This window comes from Euzebya tangerina, from assembly GCF_003074135.1.
Taxonomy (GTDB): domain Bacteria; phylum Actinomycetota; class Nitriliruptoria; order Euzebyales; family Euzebyaceae; genus Euzebya; species Euzebya tangerina.
Map to the genome: position 1 here is coordinate 1,053,188 of NZ_PPDK01000001.1, position 20,196 is coordinate 1,073,383.

The 20,196-nt window shown below is 68.2% G+C and carries 10 protein-coding genes; 4 read left to right on the forward strand and 6 right to left on the reverse strand.

Features of this window, described 5'->3' with window-relative positions; genetic code table 11:
- Positions 1 to 38: 38 nt before the first annotated feature.
- From C1746_RS04890 to C1746_RS04905, 4 genes are all read right to left on the reverse strand, one after another.
- Complete coding sequence (locus tag C1746_RS04890; protein ID WP_162867401.1) at positions 39 to 1,415, reverse strand: DUF2254 domain-containing protein; 1,377 nt, start codon at positions 1,413 to 1,415, stop codon at positions 39 to 41.
- Between the two features lie 26 nt (positions 1,416 to 1,441).
- The gene (locus C1746_RS04895) at positions 1,442 to 2,803 is read right to left on the reverse strand and encodes a gamma-glutamyltransferase (protein WP_116713550.1); all 1,362 of its coding nucleotides are present in this window, start codon (positions 2,801 to 2,803) and stop codon (positions 1,442 to 1,444) included.
- 3 nt (positions 2,804 to 2,806) lie between these two features.
- Entirely contained in the window at positions 2,807 to 3,823 is a 1,017-nt protein-coding gene (locus C1746_RS04900) for an alpha/beta fold hydrolase (RefSeq protein ID WP_116713551.1), read from the reverse strand.
- Between the two features lie 92 nt (positions 3,824 to 3,915).
- The gene (locus C1746_RS04905) at positions 3,916 to 4,158 is read right to left on the reverse strand and encodes an antitoxin (protein WP_116713552.1); all 243 of its coding nucleotides are present in this window, start codon (positions 4,156 to 4,158) and stop codon (positions 3,916 to 3,918) included.
- Between the two features lie 198 nt (positions 4,159 to 4,356).
- Here C1746_RS04905 and C1746_RS04910 point away from each other — a divergent pair, with 198 nt between their 5' ends.
- Positions 4,357 to 6,813 (forward strand): ATP-binding protein, encoded by a 2,457-nt coding sequence (locus C1746_RS04910; protein ID WP_116713553.1) that lies wholly within the window; start codon positions 4,357 to 4,359, stop codon positions 6,811 to 6,813.
- Between the two features lie 89 nt (positions 6,814 to 6,902).
- Here the strand turns inward: C1746_RS04910 and C1746_RS04915 are convergent, their stop codons facing one another.
- The gene (locus C1746_RS04915) at positions 6,903 to 9,464 is read right to left on the reverse strand and encodes an RNA 2'-phosphotransferase (protein ID WP_162867402.1); all 2,562 of its coding nucleotides are present in this window, start codon (positions 9,462 to 9,464) and stop codon (positions 6,903 to 6,905) included.
- A gap of 547 nt (positions 9,465 to 10,011) precedes the next feature.
- On the reverse strand, positions 10,012 to 11,046 hold the full coding sequence (locus tag C1746_RS04920) for an AI-2E family transporter (protein ID WP_162867403.1): 1,035 nt from the start codon (positions 11,044 to 11,046) through the stop codon (positions 10,012 to 10,014).
- A 128-nt stretch (positions 11,047 to 11,174) separates the two neighbouring features.
- On the opposite strand from C1746_RS04920, the gene recC reads away from it, so the two are divergent.
- Genes recC through recD form a run of 3 tightly spaced genes read left to right on the forward strand, consistent with a single transcriptional unit; the run spans position 11,175 to position 20,192 of the window.
- Positions 11,175 to 14,648 (forward strand): exodeoxyribonuclease V subunit gamma, encoded by a 3,474-nt coding sequence (gene recC, locus C1746_RS04925; RefSeq protein WP_162867404.1) that lies wholly within the window; start codon positions 11,175 to 11,177, stop codon positions 14,646 to 14,648.
- Entirely contained in the window at positions 14,594 to 18,262 is a 3,669-nt protein-coding gene (locus tag C1746_RS04930; protein ID WP_116713557.1) for a UvrD-helicase domain-containing protein, read from the forward strand. Before recC ends, C1746_RS04930 begins: the two co-directional genes overlap by 55 nt.
- On the forward strand, positions 18,255 to 20,192 hold the full coding sequence (recD, locus tag C1746_RS04935; protein ID WP_162867405.1) for an exodeoxyribonuclease V subunit alpha: 1,938 nt from the start codon (positions 18,255 to 18,257) through the stop codon (positions 20,190 to 20,192). Before C1746_RS04930 ends, recD begins: the two co-directional genes overlap by 8 nt.
- The last annotated feature ends 4 nt before the right edge of the window (positions 20,193 to 20,196 follow it).

A 20,196-nucleotide genomic window follows, 5' to 3' on the forward strand; every position in this document is an offset into this window, starting at 1 on the left:
CCGGCAATCGTACGACACGGACGTCACCGCGCCGTCGGTCAGGTGTCGTGGGCGTCCAACTCGTCCTCCACCACCGCCCGCGATCCCGCGTCTGGAAGACCGTCCAGGTTGGCCCGGATCCGGTCGAGTTGGTCGTCGATGCCGCTGGCGTCGATCGCCATCTCACAGCCTGCCTCTGCGCTGGCCAAAGCCTGCCGAAGCGTCCTGATGATCGCTCGGAGCACCACCGGGTCAGACGCGCCGTAGCGCCGGATGGGCTCGATCGCGGCTTCGACGTACTGGGATGTCGACAGGTGCCAGCCGCGTTCGACGCGACGCCGGTCCTGCGTGAGCACACGTTCGCCGATGTCGTGCTGCAGCAGCACGCCGAGGACCCCGCCGGTGCGGGCCACGGACTCGATGGCCGTATTCGGGTCGTTCACCCCTGGGGACAGGGCCCGGACGGCGATGTCGGTCAACTGCAGGAGGCCGAACGGGACGTCCTGTTGCAGGGTGCGGGTGGCCCGGACTTCGATGACATCCTGCAGCTTCGGTCGCAGATCGGGCCAGTCGAGCTCATCGTCGGACCAGACGTAGGCCAGGAGCGCATGGGGGGTCACGTAGTGTCCGACCGGGGTCACGAGTCGGACGACCGCGCCACGCGGCAGCGCCTGGACGAGGCCGTCGATCGAGATCTGGGTCACCCACCCGACCCGATCCGCGCGCAGTTCGTGCGCGACGTTGGGGATGTCATCGGCGGAGCGAGCCTGCGACGTGATGCCGACGGGGGCATCCACGACCAGGGCGCGCTCGCCGTCCTCGTCGAGTCGCTCGAAACGCGATCTGATGGCGCGCACCGTCTCGGCTGCGACCTTGTCGAGCAGCGACCCGACCCGCAACGCCTTGGCCGTGTGATCGATCGACCCGAGGACCGCCAGCAGGGAGGCGACGGCGAGCACCACGGCGAGCAGCACCGACAAGCGGGGCAGATACGCCTGCACGTCGGTGGCGTCTGAGGGGTCTTGGACGACCCGCAGCACCAGCAGCGAGTAGGTGAAGGTGCCGACGACGATCCCGATCACGATCTGCTGGAACCGGTCGCCGAGGAACCCCCGTACCACGCGAGGTGAGAACTGGGACGCGGCCAACTGCACCGCCACGAGCGTCAGCGAGAACACGATCGAGGCGGCGCCGATCGTGCCGCCGGCGATGGTGGACAGGATCGAGCGGGAGTTGTCGACCGTGGTGGAGAAGTAGGCCGGCAGCGCGGTGTCCACCAGCAGCTGGTCGAGCTGGGTCATGACCACGGCCAACGCCACGGCGCTGACCACGAAGATCGCCGGGAGGAAGAACAGGCTCTCCCTGAAGCGCGCGCTGGCCCCGCGAAGTCGGAGGAGGCCGACGCCGCCGTCGTTGTTCGGACTGCTGGAGCTCACGGGCGAGCCGTACCCACCCGTGACCCTCAGCAGTCCCGCTGGGTCCCGCCGCGGCGTGAGTCCCCGGCGGCTCCGTCGTGGCCGGCAGCGCTCACACCACCGAAGAAGTGGTGCCTGGTCGACCAGCGGTTGGGCCGGAAGCCGGCCGCGGCCAGACGGGCCTCGTCTTCCTCGGGCATGGTCGGCTCGATGTGGATGACGCCGCCGGCCCGGTGCAGACGCGGAAGCTCCACGGCCGGCAGCGGTGCCAGACCCTGGCGAACGATGCCGTCGATGACACGCACCATGGCGCTCGGGATGCGGCTCCCGCCCGCGGAGCCGACCGCGGTGAGCTTCCCGCCTGGCGACTGGACGACCGTCGGGGCCATCATGCTGCCCATCCGGGTCCGTGGGCGGAGGGGCCCGGCAAGGAGGTCCCGCTCGCCGAGCATCGAGTTGAGCTGGCAGCCGTGGAACCAGTCGCTGGTGCCGAGGCCGAGGCTCGCGGTGACGGCGCACACGTTGCCGTCCGCGTCGGCGGCGGCGAACGAGGTGGTGCCCGTCACCTTGGTCACGTGCGGCCGTTGGACCTGTGCCAGCGTGACGACGTCGACCTTGGCCTGCGGGTGGCCGGCCAGGTTGTCCAGGTAGTCGAGCAGTGGGGAGAGGCCGACGCGGGTGTGCGCCTGGTGTCCGAAGAGCGAGACCTGCGGGGGTCGATGGGGGATGGCCTGGCAGGCGCGGAGGTCCGCTGCGGTCACCAGCGAACCCTGCTCCGCGCAGAACTCGGCCAGCGCGGCGGCGATCTCGCCGGTGTAGACGGAGGAGGGCCCGTCCTGTGCCAGCACCTCGAGCAGGGGGCCGATGTCCGGCAGGCGGATGGTGTCGCCGCACTGCTTCAGTGACCCGTCCTCGTGACAGAAGACCGACCGGCCGGTGTTCAGCGTCATGACCGGCTCGACCAGCTGGAGCAGGGAGTCGTCCTCGGCGGTCAGCTCCACACCCGTCCGGGCTAGCTCCAGGGCGGGCTCGACCAGCCGCGACCAGGGCATGCGCCCATCCCGCTCGTGGAGCAGGCCACACCCCGCCACCAGTCCGGGCACGCCGAACGTCGCCCCACCCACCGTGTAGGGGATGGCCTCGGTCCCGAAGACCAGCTCGGTCTGGAAGGTCCGTCCACCCTCCGTGGTTCGGGGGACGTCCACGAACCCGTCGACGGCCATGACCGTGCCGTCGGACCTGCCGTGGATGGCGTGCATCCCCGAGAGCAGGGACACGACCATCGGTTCGGCGACCGACGCCGCCAGCGTCATCGCAACGGCCGCGTCGGCGGCAGAGCCACCCTGGGCGAGGATGGCCGCACCAGCGTCAGCCGTGGCCGAGCTGTGTGCGGCGGTCCGACCCTGCACTGGTCAGGCGGTGGGAACGTTCGACGGAGGGGACGGCTCGGCGGCTGCCTGGCCGGGTGGGTGGACTTCCCGCGCCTGAGCGGCGGGAAGTCCACCCACCTCCGACCGAGCAGCCACCGAGCCCCGCCACGACGCGATGATCTCGGCCAGCCGCTCGGGGCACTCGATCTGCGGGACGTGCCCGATGCCGGCCAGCTCGTGATAGGTCATCCCAGGGCTCGTGCTGGCGAGGCGACGGGCCGACTCGACGTTGACCAGCTTGTCCTGGTCGCCGTGGACCAACAGCACGGGCACCGAGGCGGTCTGCAGGGTGGCCAGGTACGAGGCCTTGTGCTTGGTGAGGGTCCGCATCATCGACCGCTCCGCCTGCAGGAAGGCCGCGTCCGACCAAGGCAGGTCCCGTCGGGCCTCCGCGCTGCGAACGAAGAGGTCGAAGAGGTCGGGGTCGACGGCATCCGGGTCGGCGCACACGCCCTCCATGAGGATCTGCACGGCCTGCCGCGGGGTCCACTTCTCACGACGCCACCGCATGAACCGCTCGCCGACGCGCGGGATGTTGTACAGCGCGAAGAAGAGGGTGAGCTTCGGGTCGGCCTCGCGGATGGTGTCCCGGTTGACCGTGGCGGGCAGCGCGGGGTCGACCAGGATCATCCCCTCGAGGAGTTCGGGGTTCCGGGCCAGGACCAGCGTGGAGACCGTTCCGCCCATCGAGTTGCCGGCGATGGTGACAGGTGCGTCCGCGAGGGAGCGGATGAACCGGACCGTGACATCAGCGTTGTCCCGCACCCGGGCCGTGCGGATTCCGGGTTCGGAGAAGCCGAACCCCGGCAGGTCCATCGCGAGGACGCGGTACCGGTCCCGCAGGTGGGGGATCAGTGGGAGCCACGAGAGGTGGGACGATCCCAGCCCGTGCACCAGGACCAGGGTCGGCGCGTCCGCCGAGGGGCCGGCGACGTCGACGTAGCGGACGGGACCGTTGAGGTCCAGGGTCTTCAGCGGGTATCCGGTGTCGAGATCCATCGGGGGCAGGCTACTGGCCGTCGTGGCGGGACTGGCAAAACGCCCCTCCGAGGTGGAGGGGCGTCGCGTTGGGCCGGACTGTGCGGGGCCGGTCAGTTGGGGGCGGACGGCGGGTGCGGCGTGTCCGGCTCACCCTCCAACTGGTCGACCGCGTCCTTGGCCTTCTCGGCGGCGGCGCGGACCTTGTCGTCCACGCTGTCCGGCGTCTTGTCGGTGACGAACTCGGTGGCCTTGTCGATGGCCCCGTCGATCTTGTCGCCGTGCTCCTTGGCCAGGCCCTCTGCCGTCTCCTTGGCGTCGCCCAGCATGTCCTTGGCCTTGTCAGCAAATCCCATTGCGTGTCCTCGTGTTGGTCGAGATCGGGTGAGGGCAACGTACCGAAGTCCCCGCCGCTCAAACAGTGTCCTCCCGTCTCGGCTCAGCAAGGGAAGTCATATGACTCCGTCTGTGGGCGTACTGGGTCTCCGACGTCGATCTCGTCCTGGCTGGGTAGGCTCCGGCCGCCCAATCGTCAAGCAACCGGGGTCACGGCAATGAGCGACATGTACGTAGGGGTCGGCGTCACCGAAGGGGAACGCGCCGATGAGCGCACGATCATCGAGTCGGAGGACCTCACCACCCACGGCGTCATCGTCGGGATGACCGGGTCCGGGAAGACGGGCCTCGGCGTCATCGCCATCGAGGAGGCCCTCCTGGGCGGGATACCGGCCTTGGTGATCGACCCCAAGGGCGACATGGCCAACCTGTGCCTGCGCTTCCCCGACTTCGCCGCCTCGGATTTTGCGCCCTGGGTCGACGAGGGAGAGGCGACGAAGGGCGGACAGTCCATCGAGGAGTTGGCGGCCGCGACCGCCGCCATGTGGCAGGAGGGACTGCGAGGCTCCGGGGTCACCGACGAGCAGGTTCGGACCTACGCCGACGTGCCGATGACGGTGTACACGCCGGGCGCGACGACGGGCGTGGGACTCAACCTGGTCGGGTCGCTCGACGCGCCCGAGGGGGTCGACGCCACCGCCGCCCAGGACGAGATCAGCGATACCGTCAGTGGCCTGCTGGCCCTCGTCGGGATCGAGTCCGACCCGCTGACGGGACGAGAGCACATCCTCCTCACCAACCTGATCACCGATGCGTGGACCAAGGGCCGCTCCTTGGACATGCCGCAGCTGATCCAGGAGGTCCAGACCCCACCCATCCGCAAGCTCGGCGTGATGGACCTGGAGACGTTCTTCCCAGCCGACGACCGGATGGGCCTGGCACTGCGGTTGAACGGCATGCTGGCCTCGCCGACCTTCGCTGCGTGGGCACAGGGCCAGCCGCTCGACATCAGCTCGATGCTCTTCACGCCGGAGGGCGGACCGAGGTGTGCCATCGTGTCCTTGGCGCACCTGTCGGACGAGGAGCGCCAGTTCGTCGTGACCCTCCTGCTCAGCCGGGTGATCACGTGGATGCGACAGCAGGCCGGTACCTCGAGCCTGCGTGCCATGATCTACATGGACGAGGTGTTCGGCTTCGTCCCACCGGTCAAGGCACCGCCGTCCAAGCAGCCCATCCTGACGATCCTCAAGCAGGCCCGAGCGTTCGGGGTCGGGATGGTCCTGTCCACCCAGAACCCCGTGGACATCGACTACAAGGCCATCTCGAACGCCGGGACCTGGATGATCGGGCGGCTGCAGACCGAGCAGGACAAGGACCGGCTCCTCGAGGGGATGCGCGCCTCCTCGGGTGCGGTCGACATCGACGCCATCAGCGACCAGATCTCGGGGCTCGACAAGCGGCAGTTCGTGCTGCACTCGACCCGTGGGTCGGCGCCGTCGGTGTTCGCGACCAGGTGGGCGATCTCCTACCTCAGCGGGCCGATGACCGGACCGCAGATCGCGGAGCTGATGGCTGACCAGAAGGCCGCCGTCGCCGAGGAGGAGGGATCCCCGGCGAAACGGGTCCCTGCAGCCGACGCCGCGGGCGCGACGAGTGCGGTGGCAGCGGCAGCCGGGGCGGAGACCGCCCAGGCCATCCCAGCCGCGCCGCCCGTGGCCGAGCAGGCGCTGGGAGATGACGAGAGCACCGTGGTGCCGACCGTGCCCGACGAGGTGATCCAGCGCTTCCTGGATCCGGCGGCCGGGTGGGCCTCGTCGGTCGGCGCCGTCGCCGGGGGAACGCGACTGGTGCCCTACGTCGCCGTCCGCGTCCGCATGACGTTCGATGAGACCAAGGCCGACCTGGACCACACCGAGGAGTTCGAGGCCGTTCTGCCCGTCACCACCGAGCCGACGGACACCTCCGGCATGGAGGCCGTCGACTACGACGACCGGGACCTGCGGCCATCCGGTCCGGCAAACGCCGTCTACGTCATCCCCGGCGCGAAGATCAACACCAAGACGTGGTGGAACACCGTCGAGCGCACCGTCCGTGACGAGCTGTACCGGACCCGGACGATGACGGTGCTCACCAACGCCGAGCTCAAGCTGTGGTCACGGCCGGGGGAGGACCGGGAGGCCTTCGAGGCGCGGTGTGACGCCGAGTCGGAGAAGCGGGAGGACGAGGAGGCCGAGAAGCTCCGCGCCAAGATGGAGACCAAGGCCGACCGCCTGCGTGACGCCATCGATCGGGCCCAGGACAAGGTCACGCAGTTGGAGGCTGACGTGTCCTCCCGCACGTCGAGTGAGCTGATCAACATCGGGACCTCCATCCTGGGCAGCTTCCTGGGCGGCCGGAAGTCGGCCCGAGGTGTAGCGGCCGACGTCCGCCGCGCCGCACGAGGGCGGGGTCAGACCTCACGCACGAAGCAGCGTCTGGAGACCGCAGAGGGGGAGGTCGTGGAGAAGATGGACGACCTCCGCGAGTTGGAGGACGAGTTGGCCGCCGAGCTGCTCGACATCGACCACCGCTGGATGGAGGCGGCCGACGCCATCACGGAGGTCGAGGTCGGCCTGGAGAAGACCGACGTCCAGGTGACCAACGTCACACTCGTCTGGGTGCCGACCAAGCGCTGAGCCACTGGTGCTTTCACGCTAGACCAGCCGGATCGAGTCAGAGTAACCACGGTCATCCCGCGCCAAAGGTTCGCAGCCCTCAAACAGAGCTAGCTAAGTGGTTCGAGTTCGTCCCAGCGAAGGATCTGGAATTCCCTTCGCCCAACAGAATCGATGCTCCAGACCGCGTCCGCGACGCCTCGGGCGCGTGTGATGGCATCTCCGGTGATCTGGAGCAACACTGGCGCTCCGTGCCTAGATGCGACCGCAAAGGCCTCCCCCTCCTTGCTCGTAAGGTAGACACTGTTTCGCCCTACAGAGATGATGCCCTCATCAACAATGGCATCAAGGGAGCCCCAAGCGGTTCCGTGAAATAATTGGTCTGGTTGGTCACCCATCGGTGAGACTCCGAGGTGCACCCTAAAACTGTGCCCATAGAGAGCACGCACACACATACCGGCCATTTCGAACCGTGGCTCGTCGGGATGCTGAACGATGTCAATGATCTCAGACATGTCAACGTCAAGCACCTCAGCAAGCCAAGTCGTCTTCACAAATCCTTGAGTCGATGGGGACCCCCCGATTCGAGGGGCATCGTGGCGAAGAACCTTTGATATAGCCTTACTTAAGGTCTTTTGCGATCGTGTGAGAGGTGCTGCCACGAGGCCAGACGCGGAGAGTGCACTGGACACTTCAGAAGCAGCGCGGCGGAGACCTTCGGATTCTCCAGAGATGGAGATCCAGTTAGCAAGCCTCCTACCGTATGTGTGACGCTCCTTACTCGTTCGCCCCGAGGTAACTAGCCACATCGCTCGCGAGAGTGCAAACCACTGATAGGCAGACCAAGCTGTAGACTCCTCGACCCCCAGCTGGGAGGTGTGCTTGTACTCATTGACAACCTGCCTGCGGCAGTGGATGTCGCTACTCTTGAACCCGTGCACTTGAAAGTCGTCCAGCAGTTGCGCAATATCCCACCCGAATGGGACGGTGCTCGTGCCTTCTAGGTCTACAGCAACGATTCGTCCAGTGGACTCCAGCAGCCAATTGCTAAGGTGCGCGTCCCTTTTGCGTACACCCGGCAAACCTTGTGGCAGACCTTCTCGGAACCGGGCCATGAACGTGTCGAGTTGATCGCCCCTCCCAAACAGTGTTCTCCCGCTGAGCTTGATGGCCTCCTTCGCAGTCCGCCAACCCTGTCCCTCGACCAGATCGTCATATGACCTGTGGTAGTGCCCCAATAGGCGCGCAGTCTGAAGAAGACTTGCCGCGGCGTCTTCCCTTGAAAGGGAACTGAGCGGCACCCCCTTTCGCCGCTCTATGATGTGGATGGATGAGTCGTCTCCTGTGACGACCGCTATGCTCGTAGGCGTTGCAAAATCCTGCGTGAGTCCGTGCTCTTCGAGGTATGCAGATAGGTGGGTATGGTTTCGAGCCTCCCGGGAGCCGCCCTCGATGGAGGGCAACGGCTTCACGACGATGAGCCTGGACGCGTCTCCACGAACATCACCAATGGCAAAGACCCTGCTTCTCCCTCCTAGGTCTTCTCTGCGGTACTGGTTCGTTCGACGCTCTAGTTCAATAAATTCCTTCCATAAGCGATCGCTGTCGTCGGACTCGAAGGCTTGAGCTAGGCGGGCTGCAGTCAAAGCGGGAAGAGGCCAGCTCGGATGTTCTCTCCTTAGTTGAAGTGTCTTGCCAGCAGCTGCGTTTAGTTGGGACACTTGTCGACTAAAGATGGCTTGAGACGCAAGAGTCTCTACGTATCGCCACTGGTTATGGCGGCTGGCAGTCAGTCTTGCCAACTCATCGGAGACGGCAGCGCAGCTCTTGTGAAGGTCTGGCGAAGCCAAGGCTGGTCGGTCAAGCTGCTCTCGCAAGAGAGACCAGATCACCATCGCAGCTGGAACGTTGACTTGTCTGTGACTCGCCCTTAGTTCGCGTTGCATTCTCCTGAGTGGTGGTAGGAGCACTCCGACGATTGTTTGCAGTTTCGCGTCTGGTAGAAGGGAAAGCTGGTCCAAGAGACCAAAGGGAAGTCGCAGTAACGCCCACGAGAAGCAACGCCTATCTTGCTTTGGCGACGTGATCACAGCAAGGAGCAGTGACTTCTGAAGGTATTCCCAGGCGTTGGCTGGGGCGAACTCTTGCAGATGGGTCTGGCACTCGGCCTCAACTGAGTCCCTAAGAAATGACTCGTCCTCCCCCGAGTGAGCAAGAAGATGGAGGCGACAGGTGACGGAAATAAGGGTTAGATGATGGCGGTCAGCGATGCTAAGCGCTTCTTCGGTTAGGTTGATGTCACGCGTTTGAAAGGCGAGTTCGGTCAAGAGTTCGGCTAAGTACCGGTGTGCTTGGATAGTGTCGTTGCCCAAGTCAATAGAGGTCTTTAGCCTAGAACAGGCCATCTTGAGTCGACTGAGGTCCGACTTGCCCCACCTGACTGTGTTTGCGATAGAGACGGCGTAACGACCCAGGGCATCCTTCCGAGAGTGGAGCGGAAGTCGCTCACTCGCAATCGCGAAATCAAACTCGGAGGCAGCTTCAGAAAAGAGATGGATCGACCGGTCGCTGAGGCCTCGGGACTCCAGTTCTTGGGCTTCCTTCAAGAGCGATCGACCAAGCGCTAACGAGAGTTCGAGGAGGGCAACGGAGAAGGGCGAACGGCCGTGCATCTTCAGGGCTAGTCGAGCCCTGTGCGGATGTCGGCGGGCAAAATCGGCAGCAATGCAAAGAATAGGGGCCGAGAGATCAATGCCACGGGCCCAAGCTTGCACTAGAACATGCCCAGCCTCATCGTTGATCGGGCTGTCATGGAGTCTAGTTGGGAGAAGTGGTTCTGCTTCAACAACTCGCCCATATTCATCCATTGCGGCGAGAAGGGTTAATCGATCTTGCAAGTTTGCCAAGAGGTGCCTTCTGATGGTGTGTCGGTCAGCTTCTGAACCGGGATTGTCGGCCTAATCGGAGCATGTAGTCACTGGCCGGTGGTGACCATCGACCCACGAGCGGGTAGCAACTCGAACTGCGCGGGCCTACGTTGAACGCGGCTGCAAAGTTTGAAGTGGGCGGCATTAGACCACTCATCACGCAATCGCTTTGCGCGGAGGCCTAAAATCGCCATCAATTCTACATTGCGGGGATCCGGCCGGATGACAGCCTCACCTGGGTCTGGGTGCCGACCGAGCGCCGAGCCAGGGACACCCAGCGCTGCGGACCCGGCTACCGGGCCGGCTCGGTCACGAGCATGGCATGCGCCGCTGCGGACAGCGCCGCCGCGAGGGGTACCGCGAACAGGGCACCGACGATGCCGGCCTTCAGTCCGCCGACCGTCAGCACGACCAGCACGACCGCCGGGTGCAGCGGCAGGCGGTTGCCCATGACGAAGGGCTGCAGCAGGTTGCCGTCCACCTGTTGGATGGCCACGTACAGGATGAGCACGATCACCGCCGTGGTGGTGCCGCCGCCAGCGAAGGCCAGGGCCACCGCGAGGCCACCCACGACGAAGGCTCCGACCACCGGGACGAACGCGGCCAGGAACGTCAACACGACGAGGGCTGCGGCCATCGGCACCCCCAGTGCGAAGAGTCCGATGGCGCTCAGCGCCGCGTCGGCCAGGGCCACGATGCACAGGCCCTGGACGTACTGGGAGACGGTGTTCCAGGCGGCTCCCGCGACCGCGTCGACCCGGTCGGACCGGTCGCCGAGCAGTGCCAGCGTCCACTGCCACATGTCCCGCCCGTCGCGGAGCAGGAAGAAGGAGAGGACGATCGCGAGTGCGGCACCCGAGAGGAACTCTCCGACCGCACGAAGACCCCCCGAGGCTCGGCTGGACGCCCACTCCTGCGCGCTGGACAGCAACTCGGACGTGCGCGAGACGTCCACCGGCAGCTGCGGGTACTGCTCGCGCAGACGCTCGAGCGCGGCCGACACCTGATCGATCAGCTCCGGGAGCGTCTCCGCAAAGCGCCACCCGACCAGCGAGAACAGGGCCATCAGCGCCACCAGCCAGCTGACCGTGACCGTCAGCGCGGCGGCGGTACGGGGCCAGCCGCGAGCAGCGAGCCACTCCATCGGTGGGCTGAACGTGGCCGCCAAGAAGAGTGCGAAGGCGATGGCGGCAACGACGACGATCAACTGCGCCAGGAGCCACACCACCAGGCCGACGGCCAAGGCGAGGCCGACGAACTGCCACGACCGACGGCCTATCGCGCTCAGCGGGAGCCGTTCGGGGAGCGGCGCGCGTTCATCGTCCACAACCTCGCGTTTCCCCGATGCGGACGTTCTGAATACCGGCCGCGGGCCGATCCGATGGGACGGTGGGTGTCGCAGGCCCCCGGCATACTGCCTGTGGTGATGTGGCAGCGACGAGGAGGGTGGGCGAGGTGCTTAAGGTAGTCCGCGGCTCCCGTGGCGCCGACCTCGCCGATGCCCTGGCCGAGCGGCTGTCCAACCCGCTGCACGACCCGCTGGCGGCCGAGCAGATCGTCATCCACCGGCCAGGTCTCGAGCGCTGGCTCAGCCAACACCTCTCCGAGCACCTGGGTGCCCACCTCGGGTCCGACGGCATCTGCGCCAACGTGGATTTCCCGCGCCCGCTGGACATCGTGCGCAGTGCCATCAGGGCCGCCGGCGGGGTCGATCCTGCCGTCAGCCGGTGGAGCCCCCAGCGGCTGGTCTGGCCCCTGCTCACGCTGCTGACCTCGTCCGCCGGACCGCCTGCCTGGGCGGGGGTGCGGGCACGGATGAGCAGTGGTCCTGCGCAGCGATACGGGGTGGCTCGCGGGATCGCCGACCTCTTCGACAGCTACGCCACCCACCGTCCAGACATGGTCCTGTCGTGGCTCGAAGGCCACTCGGTCGACGGCCGAGGGACGTCGCTCGATGACACCGACGCGTGGCAGCCCGACCTCTTCCGAGCGCTGCGGGAGCTGGTCGACCAGCCGACGCTGGCCGAGTCCGTGCGTGACGCTGCAGCTCGGATGACCGCACCGGCGGACCTGCCCGACCGCATCAGTCTGTTCGGCTTCACCGCCCTTCCGGCCACGTACCTGACGATGCTGGTCGCACTTGCCCAGCACCTCGACGTCGACCTCTACACCCTTCACCCCTCACCAGGGCTGTGGCAGTCCCGGGCCGACGTGGGTCACGCCGCAAGCGACGCCCCGGGCGGGGCGGTGGGGTCCATCGTGCAGCTGCCGACCCGTGAGGAGGCGGCCCTCCCCCCACCGCAGAACCAGCTGCTCCGGTCATGGGGCACCCACGCAGCCGAGCTCCAACTGGTCGTGAACGCGGTCGCCCAGGATGCCCCCGTCACGGACGTCTCGGGCCCGGTGTCCGGGACCAGCACGTTGGCTCAACTCCAGGCGGGCATCAGCCGTGACACGTCGGTCCGGATCGATGCGGTCGACGACTCCGTCCAGATCCACGCCTGTCACGGGCGCACGCGCCAGGTGCAGGTGCTGCGCGACGAGATCCTCCGGCTGCTGGCCGCCGACCCCACGCTGCAGCCCCGCGACATCGTCGTCATGTGCCCCGACGTGGAGGCCTTCGCGCCGCTGGTCACGGCCCACCTCGCGGTGCCCGACGACGACCCGGAGGGTCGGCCGGACCTCCGGGTTCGGCTGGCAGACCGCTCCATACGCCAGACCAACCCGGTCATGCGGGCGCTGGACGAGGTGCTCAGGCTGGCTGCCGGCCGCGTGACCGCGTCCCGGCTGCTCGATCTGGCGGCCGCCGAACCGGTCAGCCGGCGGTTCGGCTTCACCACCGACGACCTGGCCACGCTCCGCGACTGGGCAGTTGAATCAGGCATGCGCTGGGGGCTGGACCTGGAGGACCGCGCCCGCGTCGGCGTCGGACTCGACGCCGGGACCATCGAGTTCGGCCTCTCGCGGATCCTGCTCGGTGTGGCCATGGCCGATGAGGATCTCCGCACCGTTGGCCAGGTGACCCCGCTGGATGAGGTGGAGGGCAGCGCGGTGGTCCTCGCAGGACGGATGGCTGAGTTCGCCAGCCGCTTGAACCAGGTGCTGCGGTCGCTGCGGACGACCGCGCCGCTGCACCAGTGGATCGACGCACTCCGGCAGGCCGTCAACCTGCTGATGCTGGAGCCCTGGGAGGAGACGTGGCAACGCACCCAGGTGCTCGACGTCCTGGCTGAGATCGGCGACTCGGCCGAGCGAGGACTGGCGCAGTCTCCGACGGTCGATCTCGACCTCTCCGACGTCCGGGCGTTGATGCACGAGCCGCTGCAGGGCCAGCCCACCCGCGCCAACCACCGGACCGGGGACCTGACGGTGTGCACCCTGGTGCCGATGCGGTCGGTGCCATACCGCGTGGTCTGTCTGCTGGGCATGGACGACGAGGTCTTCCCCCGACCGGACCACCAGCGAGGTGACGACCTGGTGGTCAGGGCTCCACGCGTGGGGGATGTGGACCGCCGCGGTGAGGATCGACAACTCCTGCTCGATGCCGTCATGGCGGCATCGGAGACGCTGATCGTGACCTACGACGGCATGGACGTCCGGACGGGACGGCCCCGACCGCCGTGTTCCCCGATCACGGAGTTGGTGACCGTGCTCGGCGGCAAGGATGTGATCACCCGACATCCGTTGGCTCCGCATGATCCGCGGGCCTTCCGCGCCGAGCGGCCGGGCTTCGACCCACAAGCGTTCGCTGCCGCGCAGGCGTTCGCTGCCGCCCAGCACACCCCCAGGCCGGGGAGCCGTAGTGCCTCCGCGGGGAGTCCCGCCGACCCCGTGGGGAGTCGTGCGGGCCGGGCCGAGCAGCTGCCCGACGACCCGGCGCCGCCCGTTCGGGTGGCGGACCTCGCCTCCTTCATGGTCGACCCGGTCGGCTACTTCTACCGCCACACCGCCGGGGCCTACGTGCCCTCGGACCCCGAGCAGGGTGACCAGCAGGTGCCACTCTCACTGCGCGGCCTGGACTACTGGAGGGTCGGTCAGTCGATACTCGATGCGCTGGTGATCGCCGGTGATGAGCCGGTCGAGGAAGCGCAACGAGAGGCGTCCGACAGCGACGCCGGTGATGACGCCGTCAGGGCGATCGTCGAGCACCTCCGCGGGACGGGACTCATGCCCCCACCTGGCATGTCGAACCAGCTGGACGGCATCCGGGACATCGCGGTCTCGATCGCGGACCTGATGACGCTGCGAGATCTACCCGCGAGCCCTGCTGGGCGGGTCGAGGTCGAGCTGCAGATCGACGGGAGGACGCTCTTCGGTCGTGTCGACCGAATCGACGGGAACCTCCGGGTCGTCAGGTCCTTCTCCCGGGTCCAGGCCAAGCAGATCGCGAAGGCGTGGGTCAACCATCTGGTGCTCACGGTGCACGACCCGGCTACCCCGTGGGAGTCCTGGGTCGTCGGCCGCCACGGCGCCGAGGAGAAGAAGAAGCGACCACACGCGGCCGTCTTCGAGCCACTGGGCCGCACCCTGGAGCAGCGACGTCGAACGGCCGAGATGATCCTGCGCGACCTGCTCGAGGTCCATGACGAGGCCCTCCGGCAGCCGCTGATCGTCCCGGCGCAGACGGCAGCCGCGTACGCCAAGGCACGCGTGCTGCAGCACCGGTCAGCCGCCGAGGCCGACGACGAGGCCGCCCTTGCCTGGGACCACGACGACTTCGGATACGGCAAGGATGCTGACCTGCCAGCGCACCTGATGCTCTTCGGTGACCAGGTCGCCTACGAGACCCTGACGGGGGAGCCTGCCCGGCCACAGGACACCCGTCTGGGTCAGGAGCCCGAGCCCCACCGGTTCGGTGGCCTGGCGGTGCGGCTATGGCAGCCGCTGCTGACACACTGCACGGCGGCGGGGCCGGGTGTTCGGCGATGAGCGGCGCCTGGACCAGCGGCCCCCCGGAGCCGACGCGATTCGACCTCGGTGACCCCCTGCCACAGGGCCACGTGACGCTGGAGGCGTCAGCCGGGACCGGCAAGACGCACAGCATCGTGGGGTTGGCCGTCCGATACCTGGCCGAGGGGCACTGCACCGCCGCAGGTCTCCTGGTCGTGACGTTCGCCCGGTCGGCGACGCGCGAGCTGCGAGAGCGGCTGCTGGAGGGCCTCGCCTGGGCTGTGGCCCTGCTAGAGGACCACCTGGACGGTCGCCTGGTCACCGATAGCGACGAGCCGGACGGATTGCGACGTGCCCTCTGCGGCGGCACCGATCAGGCCGTGCTCCACGCACGACATGATCGCCTGGCTCGGGCCCTGGCCGACATCGACCAGGCAACCGTGACGACGATCCACGGCTTCGCCGGTCTGATGCTGCAGCTGATCGGCGACCAGATCGACGCCAGCCGTCTGATCGAGGACGACACCGAACTGCTCCAGCAGATCGCCGGTGACCTGCGGCTGCGGGTCCTGGCGGACTCCCCCGACGACGTGGCCTCCCTGCCGTGGGTGGACAGCGGACCCGAGTTGGCGCAGAAGGGAACCCGATACGGCCCAGACGCCGTCATGCCCCCACCGTCGCTGGGGAGCTGGGAGACGGCGCCGTCATGGATGGCGGTCGAGGCCGGCCGTGAGTACCGCCGGCGGTCGGACCAGATGCTGGTCCACACCCACGACGACGTCCTCCGAACCCTGCGTGATGCGCTGCAGGACACCGCAACCGCCGCCCGATTGGGACAGCGCTTCCGCGTCGCGCTGATCGATGAGTTCCAGGACACCGACCCGGTCCAGTGGGACATCGTCTCCCTGCTCTTCCCACCACCGCCAACCCTGCAGGTGGTCGGAGCCTCACCCCCATCCGGCTCAGCCGGCTCGCCGGCCGTGGTCATGGTGGGGGATCCGAAGCAGGCCATCTACGCCTTCCGCGGCGCGGATGTCCACGCCTACCTCGAGGCCCGTGGTGCCAGGGCTTCCTACACCCTGCCCACCAACCGTCGATCGGACCGGCCGCTGGTCGACGCCGTCCTCGACCTGTTCACCGACCAGAACCTCGGTGCAGGCATCGACGTGCCGCGGGTCGAGGCCCACGTCGACCGCTCGCGGCTAACCGGTACGGCCATGGCCCCGGTCGATGTCCGGCTGGTCCCTGATGACGCCGCCGTGCGTCGCACCAAGGACGGTGGGATGAGCACGAGCAGCTTGCGCGAGTTCGTGGCCCGGGATGTGGCCGTCCAAGCGGCAGCGCTGCTCGGCGCCGGTGTGCAGATCGCCGACGCCCCGACGGAGGAGGACGCGGCCCCGCGGGAGGGGCGGGCACTGGTGCCGCACGACCTCGCCATCCTCGTCCGCACCCGGCGGCAAGCCTCCATCGTGCAGCGACAGCTGACCACCGTGGGTGTGCCCTCGATCCTGAACGGCGTTGGCAACGTGCTGCGCACCCGAGCGGCCAGGGACTGGGCGCACCTGCTGCGCGCCCTGGCCGAGCCGTCCAGGTCCTCACCGGCTCGCCTGGCTGCGCTGACGGACCTCATCGGCTGGACGCCCCACTCGATCAGCCTGGCCACGTCGGCGGAGTGGGACCGGTTGCACATCAACCTGCACGACTGGCGAGCCGTCCTCGAGGGGGACGGGGTCGCCGCGGTCCTGCGCCACGTCGAGGCCGCCACCCAGCTCTCCGTCAGGTTGGTCTCCGAGGCCGATGGGCTGCGGCGGCTGACCGATCTGCGGCACGTCGCCGAGTTGCTGCACCAGGTGGCCAGTGACGAGCTCGTCGGCATCCCTGGCCTGGTCGCCTGGCTGGAGGCAGGGCTCGCGGTGGCCGGGGAGGCCGACTCACCGGTCCCGCCCGAGAGCATCGCCTCACGGCTGGAGCGGGAGGACGGCGCGGTCCAGATCATGACCGTCCACGGCGCGAAGGGACTGGAGTTCGGCGTCGTCTTCGCCCCGTACCTGTGGGACACCGGCGGCCGCGCAACGGCCGCGTTCGACGTCCACGACCCACGACTTGGTCACCGCGTGCTCTACGCCGGCCGCAGCAAGAAGGCACCCGAGTACCAGCACTACAAGGACCTCCACACGCAGCAGGCGGAGGAGGAGGAACGACGGCTGGCCTACGTCGCCGCGACCCGCGCCAAGCACCACCTGCGGGTGTGGTTCGCACCGGGCCGTCGGGTCGCGGACTCGCCGCTCGGAACCCTGCTGTCCCGAGGAGGTGAGAGGGTCACGTCGACCGCGGACGCGGAGGCGTCCCTGCGGCTGCTGCAGGAGGAACGCTCCAGCGCGATCGCGATCAGTCACGTATCGGACGAGGCTCCGGTCCCCGACGTGCATGTGGAGCGGAGATCGCAGGTCGCTCCGGTGCTGGCTCGGTTCGACCGCAGCATCGACGGCCAGTGGCGCCGGACGTCGTACAGCCGCATCTCCGGCCAGGCCAGTGACCCCGCCACGGCTGGGATGGCCGGGCAACAGGACACGAGCGCAGGTGGTCTGGCCGGTCCGGTTGACGGCACGCCACCGGAGGACCGGCCTCCACGAGCACCCGCGCTCCACGAACTCGGTGGGGAACCTGACCTCTCTGCCGGTGGGGAACCTGACCTCTCTGCCGGGGAGTCTGACGGTCCTGGTGGGGAACCTGACCCTGCTCTGGAGGCGCCCGTTCCGCTCCGACGGCTCCGCGGCGGCGCAGACGTCGGGACGGTGATCCACTCGGTGCTCGAGAACCTGGACTTCCGGGACGCCGACGTCCGCGGAGCGTCGCTGGATGCCCGGATCGCGGGCGAACTGTCGCGCCAGATCACCCGCCAGGCGCTCGATCTCGGCGATGCGGAGGAGGTCGACGTCGCGGGCGGTCTCGCGGCGGCACTGCGCACCCCCCTCGGACCCGCAACCGACCCGACCCTCGGCTCGGTCTGCCTCACCGATCTGACCCGAGCCGACCGGCTGGACGAGATGGCCTTCGAGTTGCCCGTCGACAGCCAGCGACGACCGACCAGCCGGCTCGAGGCGGAGCAGGTCCTCGTCGGTGACATCGCCGACCTGATGGAACAGACCCTGCCTGCCAGCGACCCACTGGTCAGCTACCCGGCACAGCTCCGGTCCGAGTTGGCCGACATCCCGATCCGCGGCTATCTGGCTGGCTTCGTCGACCTGGTCGCCCGGATCCCCGGCAGCAACTCCTACCTGGTCGCGGACTACAAGACCAACCGGCTCGGCCCACCGGGGGCCGAGGACCTCACGTTCGCCGACTACACCGGCACGTCGATGGCCCTCGCCATGGCCCACCACCACTACCCGCTGCAGGCACTGCTCTATCAGGTGGCGCTGCACCGCTACCTCCGCTGGCGGCTGCCCGACTACGACCCGGCCCGACACCTGGGTGGCAGCGCCTACCTCTTCCTCCGCGGGATGGGGGGACCGGAGACCCCGGCTGCCGCTGGCATGCGGTGCGGCGTCTTCCTCTGGCAGCCCCCGCCAACGCTGATCGTGGGCGTTGATCGCCTCTTCGGTCAGGGCCGTTCCCGGACCGATCTCGACTCCGGAGGTGACCGTGACTGATCTCGACCCCTTCCACCCCGACCTCGTCATGGCCGACCTGCCGGCACGACTGCAGGCCTTCAACGGCGCGGGTGTCCTCTCCAGCGCGGACATCCACACGGCTCGGCGGTTGGCACGCCTGACAGGCTGCTTGGACGATGATGTGGTCCTCGGCGCGGCGTTCGCCGTCCGCGCGACACGCTTCGGGCACGTCTTCGCTCAACTCGACCAGCTCCGCGACACGGTCACCGACGACGACGGACGCGTGACCGACCTCGACCCGGCCGCCTGGCCGACCGACCTGGAGGCTTGGGTGGGGACCATCGCCGCTTCACCCATGGTCCGCGTCCACCCGCCAGAGCGGCCAGGTGGATCGGGGCGGCCGGATCCGGGACCGCCGAGAGACGAGGCGCCGCCTCGGCGCCAGCCCGCGCGGCCACTCCACCTGGATGGCCGGCGGCTCTACCTGGACCGCTACTGGCGGTACGAGCACCGCGTGGCGGGACACATCCGGGAGCGGCTGAGGGAACGGGACGGCGCGCTGACGCTGGACCAGCAGGGCCGAGCCGTACTGCAGGAGCGCATGGGTGGGGACCCCGCACAACACGCCGCGGCCCTCGCCGCCCTGTCCACCTCCTTCACCGTCATCGCCGGCGGGCCCGGGACCGGGAAGACGTGGGTCATCGCCCAGACCGTATCGGCCGCAGCCAGCCACACCAGCCGAGCCGGCGGTCAGCCACCCCGGATAGCCATCGCCGCACCCACGGGCAAGGCCGCAGCCCGGTTGGGTGAGCAGTTGCGCGATTCCGGACACGCCGCTGCTGACATCAGGCCCACGACGCTCCACCGGCTGCTCGGGTGGCGTCCCAACCGGACCCGTTTTCGGCATGACGCCGACAACCCGCTCCCGTTCGACCTGGTCGTCGTCGACGAGGTCTCCATGGTCTCGCTGGCCATGCTGTCGAGTCTGTTGGAGGCACTGGAGCGGCAGGCCCATCTGGTGCTGGTCGGCGACCCCGACCAACTGGCGGCGGTCGAGGCTGGCACCGTGCTGGGTGACCTGGTCGTCGGCGCCGGCAGCCCCCGCCCCGACGCGGCGAGCGAGCCGACCAGCCAGCCGGGCCCGGTCATCAAACTCGAGCGGGGCTACCGGTTCGACGACCGCATCAAGGCCTTCTCGTGGGCCGTTCGCGACGGCGACGCCGAGACCGCGATCGCGGCGTTGACCGTCGACCCGGAGGACCTGGCTGGCCAGCCCCTCGCCCTCGTCGTACCCGAGCGGCCAGGCGAGTGGCCCGACCGGGACCCCGCGCTGGCCGATCTGCGCCGCGTCATCACGGCGGAGACGACCGATGTGATCCGCCACGCCGTCGCTGGGGACGCGGCCAGCGCCATCACGGCCGCCCTGACGGTCAAGGTCCTCTGTGCGCACCGGCGCGGCCCGGAGGGTGTGGGCGTCTGGAACGCCACCATCGAGGGGTGGATCCACGATCTGCCCAGCTACCGCCGCCCGGAGTGGTATCCCGGCCGGCCGGTGATGATCACCGGCAACGACCACGACCTGGGCGTGTACAACGGCGACCTGGGGGTTGTGGTCGCCGGGCCGAACGGCAGCCGCCAGGTGGTCATCGACGGACGCAGCGGCGGCCCGATCGAGCATCGCCGCCTGGGCGACATCCAGACGGTCCACGCCATGACGGTCCACAAGAGCCAGGGCTCGCAGTTCAACCGGGTCGTGGTCGTGCTGCCCGCCGAACCATCGCCGGTCCTCACCCGCGAACTGCTCTACACCGCCGTCACACGGGCGAAGCAGTCGGTGGTGATCGTGGGCTCGCCCGATGTGCTCGCCGAGGCCATCAACCGCCCGGTGTCCCGCGCGTCGGCTCTCCCGGAGCGGATCGGTGCTCTGGACAGTAGAACGGTCGCACCCGCTGCGTCGACATCCGCATGAACGA